Source organism: Flavobacterium sp. (genome assembly GCF_036782315.1).
Lineage (GTDB): Bacteria > Bacteroidota > Bacteroidia > Flavobacteriales > Flavobacteriaceae > Flavobacterium.
Genome location: NZ_DAIPZK010000002.1, coordinates 298,148 through 312,457 on the forward strand (window position 1 = coordinate 298,148; position 14,310 = coordinate 312,457).

Sequence of the window (14,310 nt, forward strand, 5' to 3'; positions counted from 1 at the left end):
TTTATAAAGTTTTAGACAATACAAGTAATGTCGTTATTAAAGAAATTGCTGTCATTATAGTAGCAACAGATTGCATACCTGTTACACCCGTGCCCCAAGATTTTTGCTTTAATGGCTTTACAATTATATAATCATTTGGCTGAATATAAAAATAAGGAGAATTCATGGCATTAGCATCAGTTAAATCAATATGGTAAGTTTCAAAACCATGAGGAAATTTTCTAATAATTTGAACTTCTTTGCGGTTTCCAGTTGTAGTAATATCTCCTGAGTTTGCAATAGCTTCCATAATGGTAGCTCTATCTTGATATAAAACCCCCATTCCAGGACTACCAATTTCTCCGTTAATAGTATAGCGTAAACCTGCCAATTTTACCGTAACAAAAATATTAGCTTCTTTTCTAAAATATTCTTCAAGCAATTGCTTCTCAATTTTTTGTCTTACTTCATCCGTTGTATAACCTAATACATTTAGTTCTCCTAAAACAGGAACTCTAATATTTCCATGGTCATCTACCGTATATCCATTAAAATATAATGTTTGCGGAGATGCTTGATTTTGCCCTGAACCAGAAACTTGCGAAACAGAAAACATATCCACTAATTTTTGATCTAAAGCTTTTATATTGATACTTAATATATCGTTTGTTTGAATTCGATAAGGTTTTGAAGCAAGTTGTGATACCTTAATTGAATCCGATTTTGAAGTAGCACTTGGCTGCAAATAAGTTAAGTCCTTGTTAGAGATACAAGAGGTTAACAAAGCTGTAAGTAGGGCTAAAAAAACTATTTTTTTCATGTGTTAACTGTACTGAAAACGCTTGACTTTTAAGAACAAATCTTTAAAAAAGACAAACTTCACTAAATTAGGTAACAAATATAGTTTTTACAATTAAAATAATGAAGTTATTAGTGATTTTTGATGAAATTTTTGTTAATAAGGCTTTATAGAAGTTTCAAATGGAATCCGATTTAACAAACTTCTACCTAAAGTTACTTCATCTGCATATTCCAATTCATCGCCCACAGCAATTCCTCGAGCTATTGTTGAAGTCTTAATTTCAAATTCCTTAATTTGTTTATAAATATAAAAATTGGTTGTATCGCCTTCCATCGTAGAACTCAGTGCAAAAATAATTTCGGAAACATTTCCTTCTTTTACTTTATCTACAAGCGAACTAATTTTTAATTGACTTGGTCCAACACCCTCAATTGGGGAAATTTTCCCTCCTAAAACATGGTAAACCCCTTTAAACATTCCTGTATTTTCCAACGCCATAACATCACGAACGTCTTCTACCACACAAATGATAGATTTATCTCGAGAAACATTTGAACAAATTCCACAAATATCATCATCAGAAATGGTATGACATTCTTTACAATATTGAATATCATTTCGCATAGTCGTTAAAGCGGAAGACAAAATTTCTGTTTGTTCTAAAGGTTGTTTTAGCAAATGCAAAACCAATCGCAATGCCGTTCTTTTACCAATTCCTGGCAATTGAGACATTTCGTTAACCGCATTTTCAAGTAATTTAGATGGTAATTCCATAACGCAAAATTACAAAACTAAGTGCAAATCTGTATTCATTTACATTTTCTTTTATCTTTGCCATAAACTAATCCAATTATGCAACCTACATCAATCCTTTTACTGATTTTAGGCTATTTTTCAATTTTAATTTTATTCTCTTATTTTACGGGAAGGAAAAACGACAATTCTAACGAATCTTTCTTCAAAGCAAACAGACAAGCCCCTTGGTATTTAGTTGCTTTTGGAATGATAGGTGCCTCATTATCGGGGGTGACTTTTATTTCTGTTCCAGGAAAAGTTGAAGGTTCTCAATTTGTTTATTTCCAACTTGTTTTAGGTTACATAGTAGGTTATTTTGTTATTGGAACTGTTTTATTACCATTATATTACAAACTCAATTTAACTTCTATTTATAGCTATTTAGGAGATCGATTTGGACGATTTTCGTATAAAACTGGAGCTTGGTTTTTTATTATTTCAAGAACAGTTGGTTCCAATTTAAGATTGCTTTTAGTTGCCGATGTTTTACAAACTTTAGTATTTGAAAAACTCGGAATTCCGTATTGGATTACCGTTTCTACAACCATTTTTTTAATATGGGTTTACACTTTTAAGTCGGGGATTAAAACTATAATTTGGACAGATACTCTTCAAACATTTTTCATGTTGCTTTCAGTAGCAATTTGCATTGTTACGGTTTCTGAAGATTTAGGATTAAACATCAATACCATTTCAGGATTCATTGCTGATAGTGATTTCTCAAAAACTTTCTTTTTTGAAGATCCAAGTGTTCCTGAATATTTTTGGAAACAATTTTTATCTGGAGCATTTATCGCAATTGTAATGACTGGTTTAGATCAAGACATGATGCAAAAAAACCTAACATGTAGAAGTTTAAAAGATGCTCAAAAAAACATGTTTTGGTTTACAATCGTATTAACTTTTGTAAATTTTATGTTCTTAGTTTTAGGACTTTTATTTACCGAGTATGCTTTAAAAAACAATATTGATGCTCACAAAGACCAATTGTTTCCCATATTAGCTAATGAGCATTTAGGAACTATTGTGGCTTTCAGTTTTATATTAGGGCTTATTGCTGCTGCTTACTCAAGTGCCGATAGTGCTTTAACTTCATTAACTACATCATTTAGCATTGACATTTTGGAAATAGAGAAAAAATACGATTCTTCAAAACAAATTGCTATTAGAAAACGTATTCACTTAAGTTTTGTGTTTGTATCAATTTTTGTGATTTTACTTTTTAAATATGCTTTCAACGATTCAAGTATTATTGATAAAGTACTAAAATTTGCAGGATTTACATACGGACCTCTATTAGGTTTATACAGTTTTGGTTTGTTTACAAAATGGAAAATTAAAGACAAATTTACCCCTTTAGTAGCAATAACGTCAGTAATTTTATCCATTCTTTTAAACTTAAAAAGCGAAGCCTGGTTTGGATTCGCCTTTGGATTTGAAATTTTAATTGTAAATGGTTTACTTACATTTATTGGATTAATATTGATTCGTAGCAAGCAAAACTAGAGTACACGCTACTTCATATTGAATATTATTAGCTTGCAATATTTTATAAAACTCAGGATTTTCGGTTCCTGGATTAAAAATAACACGTCTTGGCTTTAAAGAAAGAATGTAATCGTAATACTCTTGTTGCGCTTTTGGATTGAGATACAAAGTTACAGTATCTACTGCATGAAAATCCAATTTTTCTGTTTCAATTGGAATATCAAATGCCATTCCTTTTTTGGCTCCAATAGCCACTACTTGATGACTTTTATCTACTAAATTATGAATGGCTTTATACGAATATCGCTCTTTGTTTGTGGAAGCTCCAATAACTAATGTTTTCATTTTACTACTATTTAGAAATTTAAAGTTACGATAAATAAACAAATAATAAAAATTTGCTAAAGTCTGATTGTGAAACAATTTTTGAAGTAATTTTAAACAAAAATGCTTTACAATATCTCCAATAAAGACCCAAAAAATGAAAGAGAAATCAACGAATTGGTTGGCAAGCCTTTTTCATTAATTGACAACATCAAAAAAGGCGGCATTGGTTCTCCAAAATTATTCATCACAAGATGCAGTCAAGAAATTTATAATTTATTACATGTAAATAACACTGTAAAATTCTGCAACATTGAATTAAGACCAAAAGGAATTATTATTGGTTTTCAATCTAGGTTAGATATTTATGCTTTGGTTATTCCTTATTATAAGTTGGTTGTATTTAAACCTGGAGATTCTATTACTTTTCATATCGATCATCATTACATTTCTATAGATTGCTCAAAAAACAGCAAAGGAGTACAGAAATTTATAGATAAAATGGAATTGGAAAAAGAAAAAAACATTCCACTTTCTCCATTAGATACTTATTAGTTTTTCTAAACTTACGATTTCTAAACCTAAAAGTAATTTAGATTTTTTTTTGAATCAAAAATAAAATAATTACCTTGTACTATATTTGTAAAAATTTTACGATGGAATTATTTATTTATCTATTTGCCGCTTTATTTTCGGTACTAAACCCAATTGGAACTGTTCCTATTTTCGTTGCTTTAACCGAAGGTTATACAAGTGCAGAAAGAGCCAAAGTTTCATTAATTACGAGTATTAACGTATTAATTATATTACTGATTTCGTTTTTTATTGGTCAGTATGTGTTAAGCTTTTTTGGAATAACTATTACCGCATTACGTATTGCTGGAGGAATTATTATTACTAGCTCTGGATTTGGGTTACTAAACGGGAATTTCAATAAAAATAAAGGAATCAACAAAAAAGTTCAAAAAGAAGCTCAAAACAGAACACACATTGCACTTACTCCTTTAGCAATGCCTATGCTAGCTGGTCCTGGATCTATTTCATTGCTTATTGCTTACTATCAAGAACACAATTCTACTTCAGACATTATTATTTCTACACTATCAATAACAGTTGTTGCTGTTACAATTTACTTAGTTCTTCGAAGCGCTCATTATTTAGCCAAATTATTAGGTTCTTCTGGAATTGTGGCAATTTCAAGAATTATTGGTTTCTTAACAATTGCTATTGGTATTCAATATATAATTAGTGCTGTATTAAGTATTATTAGAGGAATTTAAAAAAGTTGGAAATCGGAAGTTGGAAAATAAAAAAAATCCCAAATTTAGAATTAGTTCTAAGTTTGGGATTTTTATTTTTTAAAATCACTAGAAATGATGTTACAGTTATTCTTTTGGTAAGAAAATTTCTGCCATCATACAACGAGCACTTCCACCACCACAAGCTTCAATTGTATCTAAACTTGAACTTACAATAGTTACGTGTTCTTCTAATTGCGCTATTTGCTTTTTAGTTAAACTTTGGTGAGCTGAAGCACTCATAATTAAATATCTTCTGTCATCGTTTCCTTTTACTTCTAACATATTTCCTGCGAAGTTGTTTACTTGATCTTCAGTGATAAGAATTACTTCTTTTTCATCACCTTTCAAGCTATCTAAAACCATTTTGCGTTCTTTTTTGTCATCGATACAATCTGCACAAATAACCGCAAAAGTTTCGCCCACACACATAATTACATTCGTGTGATAAATGTGTTTTCTTTCTCCATTAACTGTTTGAAACGCTTCAAAAATCACAGGTGTAAATTCGAAATCTTCACAAAATTCGATAAACAACTCTTCATCTGCTCTTGGTGATAAAGCACAATACGCTTTTCCGTTTGCTCTATCTAAAACAATACTTCCCGTTCCTTCTAGGAAAACATTATCTTCTTCAGCAGAAGTATAATCCATTATCTCATTGATAACGAATCCTTTTTCTTCTAAAGTATCTAAAATATCCTCTCTTCTTTCTAATCGACGGTTTTCAGCAAACATTGGATATAAAACGACATCACCATTTTCATGAAATGAAATCCAGTTGTTTGGAAAAATGCTGTCTGGTGTATCAGGACTTAATGTATCCTCAACTACCACCACATTTAAACCTATCATTTTAAGTTTTTGCACAAAAGTATCAAACTCTTCTTGTGCTTTTGCATTTACCGATTCAGGCGTTAAATTATCCAATACTTTTTGATAATAATTATTCACCGCTGTTTGTTCGTTCATACGGAATGCTACCGGACGAATCATCAATATGGAGTTAGTTGTTTGGTTCATTTTATATTTTTGTTTGAAGTTTCAGGTTTCAGGTTTCAAGTTTTAGAACTTGGAACGTTAAACTTGAAACAAAGTTTTTTAATCTCTAATCAAAGGTAAAGTTGAACATCTCAACAATCCTTCTTGTTTTGCAATTTCAGCATACGGAATTTCTTCTACTGTAAATCCGTTTTCACGCAACCAATTGTTTAGTCTCGTAAAATTCTTTTCAGAAACAACAACATCTGGAGCAATAGAAAACACATTAGAATTCATGTGATACATTTCCTCTCTCTCGATGTGGAATAAATTCTCTTTTCCGAATAAATTCACTAGGAACATATAATCTGCTTCTTCACGGAAACCACTTTTGTAAATGATTCCTTTGTTTGTTCCCACAGGTTGAAAACAACAATCTAAATGTAACGCATTATCACGAGGTTCAATTTTCGATTTTACTAAATCAAACTCTTTAACAATTTTATTAGGAAACAATTCTTTTATAAAATTAACCCCTTGCATATTTGTTCTTGCTGTGATATAATCTTTATAATCTGAACCTTTATAAGTTCCGATGAAGATATATTCGTTCCATGGCATTACGTCGCCACCTTCAATATGTACTTCATCTGGTGGACGCACTACTTTTTTAGGGTCAATTTGATCGATTATGTATTGAATAGCGTCTAATTCACGCTCTCGATCTGGCAAAATATTAGCTTTGATAAAAATGTCATCGATTACAAATCCGATGTCTCTAGCAAAAATTTGATTATAATTTTCAATGATTTGAGGTCTGTAAACTTTTACGCCGTATTTCTGGAACACTTGATTAAAAGCTTCCATTTCCTTTACCATATCTTCTTCTATTGGATAGGTTCCGGCTTTAATATGCTCTAATGATTTTGGATCATAGGCTTCTTCGATGGTAGGTGTTGGACCGTTACTAACAGCGGTTCCTAACACCACGGCCCTCAATCGGGAAGTTTCGTTTTTTATGTTTAATTGTAACATAACTTAGGTTTTATTGGATATGGATAATTTTGCCTTTAGGCAAATATACGGAAATGAAGATTAATAAACCATTAGTTTTAACGTATAAAAAAACCCATCATTGATGGGTTTCTTAAAATTATCTATCTTTCATTTCCTTAAAAGTACGTAGTGGATAACCAGTATAAACTTGTCTTGGACGACCAATTGGTTCTTTATTAATTCTCATTTCTTTCCATTGTGCAATCCAACCTGGTAAACGACCAATTGCAAATAAAACGGTAAACATTTCAACTGGGATTCCCATAGCACGGTAGATAATTCCTGAATAGAAATCTACGTTTGGATATAAGTTTCTTGATTTGAAATATTCATCTTCTAATGCTACTTTTTCTAATTGTTTTGCGATATCTAATAATGGATCATCAACTCCTAACGCTGTTAATACATCATCAGCTGCTTTTTTAATGATGGTAGCTCTTGGATCAAAGTTTTTATAAACACGGTGACCGAATCCCATTAAACGGAACGGATCATCTTTGTCTTTTGCTTTTAAAACGAATTTAGCTACATCACCACCATTATCATGAATTTCTTGTAACATTTCTAAAACCGCTTGGTTAGCACCTCCATGAAGTGGTCCCCAAAGTGCAGAAACTCCTGCAGAAATTGAAGCAAATAATCCAGCATGAGAAGAACCTACAATTCTTACCGTAGAAGTAGAACAGTTTTGTTCATGATCTGCGTGTAAGATGAATAATTTATCTAAAGCTTCGATAACTTTTGCGTCTGCTTTGTAAGGTCCTGTTGGTAATTCAAACATTAAACGCATGAAGTTTTCAACGTAACCTTTTGTATTATCATAGTAATTTAATGGATATCCCATTGATTTTCTGTAAGTCCAAGTAGCAATTACCAAGAATTTACCCATAGTTTTGCAAACTGCCTCATACATTTCTTTCTCGTTATGAGGATTTACAGATTTAGGATTGAAGGCTGTCAACGCACTTGTTAATGAAGCCAAAACACCCATTGGGTGAGCTGTTTTAGGGAAACCATCGATGATGTTTTTCATTTCCTCATTAACTAAAGTGTATTTACGGATATCGTTCTCAAATTTTGTTAATTGAGCAGCTGTTGGCAACTCTCCAAAAATTAACAAATAAGAAACTTCTAAGAAATTCGCTTTATCAGCTAAATCTTCAATAGCATATCCTCTGTAACGTAAAATTCCTTCTTCACCATCTAAGAAAGTAATTTCACTTGTACATGATCCTGAATTTTTATAACCTGGATCAATTGTAATAGCACCAGATGCACTACGCAACTTGTCTATATCGATAGCAACTTCATTTTCAGTCCCCACAATTACAGGGAACTCATACTTTTTGCCATCAAGCTCTAATATTGCAGTTTTTGACATATTATTTATGTAGTATTTTATGATAAAATTAAAGTGAATTGCGAATTTAACAAATAATAATCAAACAATAAAGAAAATAACTATAATTTATGGTTAAATAATATACATGAAAAACCCTTTCAAAAGTAAGATTCTGAAAGGGTTGATTATTTTAATATTGAAAACCTCCGAGTTTCGGAATTGTATACCAATAAATTTGCTATTTTTTTACTTTAAAAGCATTTACACCAGGGAAATAAGCCACATCTGCTAATTCTTCTTCAATTCTTAATAATTGATTGTATTTTGCCATACGATCAGAACGAGAGGCCGAACCTGTTTTGATTTGTCCACAGTTCAAAGCCACTGCTAAATCAGCAATTGTGTTATCTTCTGTTTCTCCAGAACGGTGTGACATTACTGAAGTATATCCTGCATTATGTGCCATATTAACTGCTGCAATGGTTTCAGTTAAAGTTCCAATTTGATTAACTTTAATTAAAATTGAATTCGCAATAGATTGGTTAATTCCTCGAGATAATCTTTCTACATTTGTAACAAATAAATCATCTCCAACTAATTGTACTTTATTACCGATTTTTTCAGTCAATAGTTTCCAACCTTCCCAATCGTCTTCGTACATTCCGTCTTCGATAGAAATAATGGGATATTTTTCTGTTAATTCTGCTAAATAAGAAGCTTGCTCTTCAGAAGTTCTTATTTTTCCAGTTTCACCTTCAAATTTAGTGTAATCGTATTTCCCGTTTACATAAAATTCTGAAGCCGCACAGTCTAAAGCGATCATAACATCGTCACCAAAAGTATAACCTGCATTAGTAACGGCTAATTTGATTGAATCTAAAGCGTCTTCTGTTCCACCAGCTAAATTTGGAGCAAATCCACCTTCATCACCTACTGCAGTAGATAAATTTCTATCGTGCAATACTTTTTTCAAGTTGTGAAAGATTTCAGTTCCCATTTGCATCGCATGAGTGAAATCTTTTGCTTTCACAGGCATAATCATGAATTCTTGAAACGCAATCGGAGCATCTGAATGCGAACCACCGTTGATGATATTCATCATTGGAACTGGTAATGTATTAGCAGAAACACCACCAATATATCGATACAATGGCAATCCTAATTCGTTTGCAGCTGCTTTAGCAACTGCTAAAGAAACGCCTAAAATAGCATTAGCACCTAAATTCGATTTATTAGCTGTTCCGTCTAATTCAATCATCATTTTGTCGATTAAATTTTGTTCGAAAACCGACATTCCTACAATCGCTTCTGCAATTTTTGTATTTACATTTTCAGCCGCTTTTAAAACTCCTTTTCCCATGAAAGCTTTACCGCCATCACGAAGTTCTACTGCTTCATGTTCTCCGGTAGAAGCGCCACTTGGCACAGCTGCTCTTCCTAAAATTCCGTTATCTGTAACTACATCAACTTCGATTGTTGGATTTCCACGCGAATCTAAAATTTGTCTTGCGTGAACTTTGATAATTATACTCATTAGATATTTTTTTAAGTTACTATTATTCGAATAATAACAAATTTATAATTTAAACTATAATGATATTGAAAATCTCAAAAAACTTATAAACGATAACGTTTTAGTTAATCGAAGATTTTATATTTTCAATAAATTGGTCAAATAAATAGCTTGAATCGTGTGGCCCAGGACTTGCTTCTGGATGGTATTGTACTGAAAAACAATTTTTCGATTTCATTCGCATACCGGCTACCGTTCCATCATTTAAATGTTCGTGAGTTAGTTCAAAATCTGGATGTTTGTCTAATTCTTCTCTTACGATAGCAAAACCGTGATTTTGAGAAGTAATTTCACCTTTTCCTGTAATCACATTTTTAACTGGGTGATTAATCCCTCGGTGACCGTTGAACATTTTGTAAGTTGAAATTCCGTTTGCTAATCCAATGATTTGGTGACCTAGACAAATTCCAAACAAAGGCTTGTCTTCATTTAAAATTTGACGCGCTACTTCTTGAGCTGATTCTAGAGGTTCTGGATCACCGGGTCCGTTTGATAAGAAATAACCATCAGGGTTAAATGCTTTCAAATCTTCAAAAGAAGCATTATATGGGAAAACTTTGATATAGCAATCTCTCTTTGCTAAATTTCTAAGGATATTGGTTTTGATTCCTAAATCTAAAGCAGAAATTTTATATTTAGCCGTTTCTTCACCGAAGAAGTAAGGCTCTTTAGTAGAAACTTTAGAAGCCAACTCTAAACCATTCATATCTGGAACTTGAGCTAATTTTTCTTTTAACTCTTCAATTGGAGTTCCATCAGTACAAATCACCGCATTCATAGCACCGTTATCTCTGATATAACTTACCAATGCTCTTGTATCTACGTCTGAAATTACAATAAGATTTTGTTTGCTTAAATAATCGAACAAACTCTCTGAAGCATCTACTCGAGAATAATTAAAACTAAAATTTTTACAAACTAATCCAGATATTTTAACGGAATCAGATTCTACTTCTTTTTCGTTTACACCATAATTTCCAATGTGTGCATTAGTTGTAACCATGATTTGTCCGAAGTAAGACGGATCAGTAAAAATTTCTTGGTAACCTGTAGTTCCCGTATTAAAAGCGACTTCACCAAAAGTAACTCCTTCAATTCCGATTGATTTTCCGTGAAAAATGGTTCCGTCTTTAAGAAGTAAAACGGCCTTAGAGCGATTGTTGTATTTCATTGTGTTGTGTTGTTGTGGGTGCAAATTTAGTTATAAAAGTTGTTTTTTTCAACTGTTTGAATTGTAAAACCAAAAAAAAAGGATAAACTTAAAAAAGTCTATCCTTATTATTTTTACATGAATACTTTCATGATTATTCTGTAGCTTCAGTATTTTCAGAAGTTTCAGTAGCTGGAGCTTCAGGAGCAGTACCTTCCGCTTTTTTAGCTCTACCACGACGAGTCGTTTTCTTAACTTCTTTTTTACCACCATTATACAATGTGTTGAAATCTACTAACTCAATCATTGCCATATCAGCGTTATCTCCTAAACGGTTACCTAACTTGATGATACGAGTGTATCCTCCTGGACGGTCACCAACTTTAGCAGCAACTTCTCTGAAAAGCTCAGTAACTGCATATTTGTTTCTTAAATAAGAAAAACAAATACGACGGTTGTGAGTTGTATCTTCTTTAGATTTTGTAACTAATGGTTCAACAAATTGTTTTAAAGCTTTAGCTTTAGCAACAGTAGTGTTAATACGCTTATGCTCAATTAACGAACAAGCCATATTAGCTAACATAGCTTTTCTATGTCCTGTTTGTCTACTTAAATGATTATTCTTTTTTCCGTGTCTCATGACGTCTATTATTTATCTTCATCTTGCATCAATCCTTTCAAGGAGCGCAAAATATGAAGCAATTATTCTTTATCTAACTTGTATTTAGTTAAATCCATTCCGAAAGTTAGGTTTTTATTAGCCACTAACTCATCTAATTCAGTTAACGATTTTTTACCAAAATTACGGAATTTCATTAAGTCGTTCTTGTTGAAAGATACTAAATCACCTAATGTATCAACTTCAGCCGCTTTTAAACAATTTAATGCTCTCACAGATAAGTCCATATCAACTAACTTAGTTTTCAATAACTGTCTCATGTGAAGTGACTCTTCATCATAAGACTCAGTTTGAGCAATTTCATCTGCCTCAAGAGTAATTCTTTCGTCAGAGAACAACATAAAATGGTGGATTAACGTCTTAGCTGCCTCAGTTAATGCATCTTTAGGATGGATAGAACCATCTGTAATGATTTCAAAAACTAATTTTTCATAGTCGGTTTTTTGTTCCACACGGAAATTCTCAATAGCATATTTTACATTCTTTACTGGAGTGTAAATAGAATCTGTAAAAATTGTTCCAATTGGAGCATTTGATTTTTTGTTCTCTTCAGCAGGAACATATCCTCTACCTTTTTCGATAGAAAGTTCCATGTTGATAGATGTTTTGCTGTCTAAATTACAGATTACTAAATCTGGATTTAAAACTTGAAAACCAGAGATGAATTTTTGAAAATCACCTGCAGTTATCTTATCTTTACCTGAAAGAGAGATAGAAACAGACTCATTATCGATATCCTCAATTTGACGTTTGAAACGTACTTGCTTAAGGTTTAAGATAATCTCTGTTACATCTTCAACCACACCAGAAATGGTAGAGAACTCATGTTCTACACCTTCAATTCTTACTGATGTAATTGCATATCCTTCAAGAGAAGAAAGCAAAACTCTTCTAAGTGCATTACCAACAGTCAATCCGTAACCAGGTTCCAAAGGTCTAAATTCAAATTTACCTTCGAAATCCGTAGAATCGATCATGATAACTTTATCGGGCTTTTGAAAATTAAATATTGCCATATTTCGACTAATGTCAATTATTATTTGTTATACAACTCAACGATTAGTTGTTCTTTAATGTTTTCTGGAATTTGAAGTCTTTGAGGTACAGAAACGAAAGTACCTTCTTTAGTATCATTATTCCAAGTAATCCACTCATAAACTTGAGAAGATGCAGCTAAAGAACGGTCAATAGCTTCAAGAGATTTTGATTTTTCACGTACAGCAACTTTATCACCCGCTTTTAAGTGGTAAGAAGGTACATTAACAACTTCACCATTTACAGTGATGTGTCTGTGAGATACAATTTGACGAGCAGCTCTACGAGAAGGAGCAATACCCATTCTGTAAACTACGTTATCTAAACGAGCTTCACATAATTGTAATAAGATTTCACCTGTTACTCCAGAAGCAGCAGATGCTTTTTTGAATAAGTTTCTGAATTGTTTTTCTAAAATACCGTAAGTATATTTAGCTTTTTGCTTTTCCATTAACTGAACAGCATATTCAGATTTTTTACCTCTCTTTTTAGCTAAACCATGTTGCCCTGGAGGGTAATTTCTTTTTTCGAAGGCTTTATCGTCTCCGAAGATTGCTTCGCCAAATTTACGAGCAATTTTTGTTTTTGGACCAGTATATCTTGCCATTTTAAAAAATTAAAAAAGGTAGGAATTATGAATTCAGGTCTATATCCTTCGATAATTTTAAACCTACCCGTGTTATACTTAAATTATACTCTTCTTCTTTTCGGAGGACGACATCCGTTGTGAGGCATTGGAGTTACATCAATGATTTCAGTAACTTCAACTCCTGAGTTATGGATTGATCTAATAGCAGATTCTCTACCATTTCCTGGACCTTTCACATAAACTTTCACTTTTTTAAGTCCAGCTTCAAGAGCTACTTTACTACAATCTTCTGCTGCCATTTGAGCTGCATAAGGAGTATTCTTTTTAGAACCTCTAAAGCCCATTTTACCAGCTGAAGACCAAGAAATTACTTCACCTTTCTTGTTTGTTAAAGAAATGATGATGTTGTTAAAAGTAGCATTAATATGTGCTTCTCCCGAAGATTCAACGATAACTTTACGTTTTTTTGCAGTTGCTTTAGCCATATTATTACTTATTATTTAGTTGCTTTTTTCTTGTTAGCAACAGTTTTTCTCTTACCTTTTCTAGTTCTAGAGTTGTTTTTAGTTCTTTGACCTCTTAATGGAAGTCCAGCTCTATGACGAATACCTCTTTGACATCCGATATCCATTAAACGTTTGATGTTTAATTGAACTTCTGAACGCAATTCACCTTCAATTTTGTAATATGATACCGCATCACGGATTGCTCCGATCTCGTCATCATTCCAATCTTGAACTTTCTTGTCTTCGCTCACTTGAGCTTTAGCTAAAATATCTTTAGCTCTGCTTTTACCAATACCAAAAATGTATGTTAAAGCAATGATTCCTCTTTTTTGTTTAGGTATATCTACCCCTGCAATTCTTGCCATAATTATCCTTGTCTTTGTTTAAATCTAGGATTCTTTTTGTTAATAACGTATAATCTTCCTTTTCTACGTACAATAATGCACTCGGCACTTCTCTTTTTAACTGATGCTCTTACTTTCATTTTAATAGCTTTAGTATCTATAAGTAATTCTTGCTTTAGACAAGTCGTAAGGGCTCATTTCAAGTTTCACCTTGTCTCCTGGCAATAATTTAATATAATGCATACGCATTTTACCAGAGATATGAGCAATTACAACGTGTCCGTTTTCTAATTCTACACGAAACATAGCATTTGATAATGCTTCAATAATTGTTCCGTCTTGTTCTATTGCTGATTGTTTTGCCATAAA

18 protein-coding genes are annotated in these 14,310 nt (G+C 32.4%); 3 read left to right on the forward strand and 15 right to left on the reverse strand.

Going from position 1 to position 14,310, the window contains the following annotated elements:
* Position 1: 1 nt before the first annotated feature.
* Positions 2 to 799, reverse strand: a complete 798-nt coding sequence (locus V7P59_RS03195; RefSeq protein WP_333808750.1) for a polysaccharide biosynthesis/export family protein — start codon at positions 797 to 799, stop codon at positions 2 to 4.
* A 135-nt stretch (positions 800 to 934) separates the two neighbouring features.
* The gene (gene recR, locus V7P59_RS03200; RefSeq protein WP_333808751.1) at positions 935 to 1,555 is read right to left on the reverse strand and encodes a recombination mediator RecR; all 621 of its coding nucleotides are present in this window, start codon (positions 1,553 to 1,555) and stop codon (positions 935 to 937) included.
* 78 nt (positions 1,556 to 1,633) lie between these two features.
* On the opposite strand from recR, the gene V7P59_RS03205 reads away from it, so the two are divergent.
* On the forward strand, positions 1,634 to 3,082 hold the full coding sequence (locus V7P59_RS03205; RefSeq protein ID WP_333808752.1) for a sodium:solute symporter: 1,449 nt from the start codon (positions 1,634 to 1,636) through the stop codon (positions 3,080 to 3,082).
* Here the strand turns inward: V7P59_RS03205 and V7P59_RS03210 are convergent.
* Positions 3,053 to 3,409 (reverse strand): CoA-binding protein, encoded by a 357-nt coding sequence (locus tag V7P59_RS03210; RefSeq protein WP_333808753.1) that lies wholly within the window; start codon positions 3,407 to 3,409, stop codon positions 3,053 to 3,055. The two genes, V7P59_RS03205 and V7P59_RS03210, sit on opposite strands and share 30 nt — an antisense overlap.
* Positions 3,410 to 3,511: 102 nt before the next feature.
* Here V7P59_RS03210 and V7P59_RS03215 point away from each other — a divergent pair, with 102 nt between their 5' ends.
* Positions 3,512 to 3,943 (forward strand): hypothetical protein, encoded by a 432-nt coding sequence (locus tag V7P59_RS03215; protein WP_333808754.1) that lies wholly within the window; start codon positions 3,512 to 3,514, stop codon positions 3,941 to 3,943.
* 101 nt (positions 3,944 to 4,044) lie between these two features.
* On the forward strand, positions 4,045 to 4,668 hold the full coding sequence (locus V7P59_RS03220; RefSeq protein ID WP_333808755.1) for a MarC family NAAT transporter: 624 nt from the start codon (positions 4,045 to 4,047) through the stop codon (positions 4,666 to 4,668).
* 105 nt (positions 4,669 to 4,773) lie between these two features.
* Here V7P59_RS03220 and ctlX read toward each other — a convergent pair whose 3' ends face one another.
* From ctlX to infA, 12 genes are all read right to left on the reverse strand, one after another.
* Positions 4,774 to 5,709, reverse strand: a complete 936-nt coding sequence (ctlX, locus tag V7P59_RS03225; protein ID WP_333808756.1) for a citrulline utilization hydrolase CtlX — start codon at positions 5,707 to 5,709, stop codon at positions 4,774 to 4,776.
* 78 nt (positions 5,710 to 5,787) lie between these two features.
* Positions 5,788 to 6,702 carry a dimethylarginine dimethylaminohydrolase family protein gene (locus V7P59_RS03230; protein WP_333808757.1) on the reverse strand — a complete coding sequence of 305 codons (915 nt, stop codon included), beginning with the start codon at positions 6,700 to 6,702 and terminating at the stop codon, positions 5,788 to 5,790.
* Positions 6,703 to 6,820: 118 nt separating this feature from the next.
* The gene (locus V7P59_RS03235; protein ID WP_333808758.1) at positions 6,821 to 8,104 is read right to left on the reverse strand and encodes a citrate synthase; all 1,284 of its coding nucleotides are present in this window, start codon (positions 8,102 to 8,104) and stop codon (positions 6,821 to 6,823) included.
* A gap of 199 nt (positions 8,105 to 8,303) precedes the next feature.
* Positions 8,304 to 9,599 (reverse strand): phosphopyruvate hydratase, encoded by a 1,296-nt coding sequence (gene eno / locus V7P59_RS03240; protein WP_333808759.1) that lies wholly within the window; start codon positions 9,597 to 9,599, stop codon positions 8,304 to 8,306.
* 100 nt (positions 9,600 to 9,699) lie between these two features.
* The gene (carA, locus tag V7P59_RS03245) at positions 9,700 to 10,809 is read right to left on the reverse strand and encodes a glutamine-hydrolyzing carbamoyl-phosphate synthase small subunit (RefSeq protein ID WP_333808760.1); all 1,110 of its coding nucleotides are present in this window, start codon (positions 10,807 to 10,809) and stop codon (positions 9,700 to 9,702) included.
* 133 nt (positions 10,810 to 10,942) lie between these two features.
* The gene (gene rplQ, locus V7P59_RS03250) at positions 10,943 to 11,428 is read right to left on the reverse strand and encodes a 50S ribosomal protein L17 (RefSeq protein ID WP_333808761.1); all 486 of its coding nucleotides are present in this window, start codon (positions 11,426 to 11,428) and stop codon (positions 10,943 to 10,945) included.
* 62 nt (positions 11,429 to 11,490) lie between these two features.
* The gene (locus tag V7P59_RS03255; RefSeq protein ID WP_026725623.1) at positions 11,491 to 12,483 is read right to left on the reverse strand and encodes a DNA-directed RNA polymerase subunit alpha; all 993 of its coding nucleotides are present in this window, start codon (positions 12,481 to 12,483) and stop codon (positions 11,491 to 11,493) included.
* A gap of 20 nt (positions 12,484 to 12,503) precedes the next feature.
* Entirely contained in the window at positions 12,504 to 13,109 is a 606-nt protein-coding gene (rpsD, locus tag V7P59_RS03260; RefSeq protein ID WP_026725624.1) for a 30S ribosomal protein S4, read from the reverse strand.
* 83 nt (positions 13,110 to 13,192) lie between these two features.
* Positions 13,193 to 13,576: a 30S ribosomal protein S11 gene (gene rpsK, locus V7P59_RS03265; RefSeq protein ID WP_008254446.1), complete on the reverse strand. Its 384-nt coding sequence runs from the start codon at positions 13,574 to 13,576 to the stop codon at positions 13,193 to 13,195.
* An 11-nt stretch (positions 13,577 to 13,587) separates the two neighbouring features.
* The gene (gene rpsM, locus V7P59_RS03270; protein ID WP_073583306.1) at positions 13,588 to 13,962 is read right to left on the reverse strand and encodes a 30S ribosomal protein S13; all 375 of its coding nucleotides are present in this window, start codon (positions 13,960 to 13,962) and stop codon (positions 13,588 to 13,590) included.
* A gap of 2 nt (positions 13,963 to 13,964) precedes the next feature.
* A complete protein-coding gene (gene ykgO / locus V7P59_RS03275; RefSeq protein WP_002987490.1) occupies positions 13,965 to 14,081 on the reverse strand; it encodes a type B 50S ribosomal protein L36 in 117 nt (38 codons plus the stop codon).
* Positions 14,082 to 14,091: 10 nt separating this feature from the next.
* Positions 14,092 to 14,307, reverse strand: coding sequence for a translation initiation factor IF-1 (gene infA / locus V7P59_RS03280; RefSeq protein WP_026725626.1), 216 nt, complete (start codon positions 14,305 to 14,307; stop codon positions 14,092 to 14,094).
* Positions 14,308 to 14,310 lie beyond the last annotated feature (3 nt).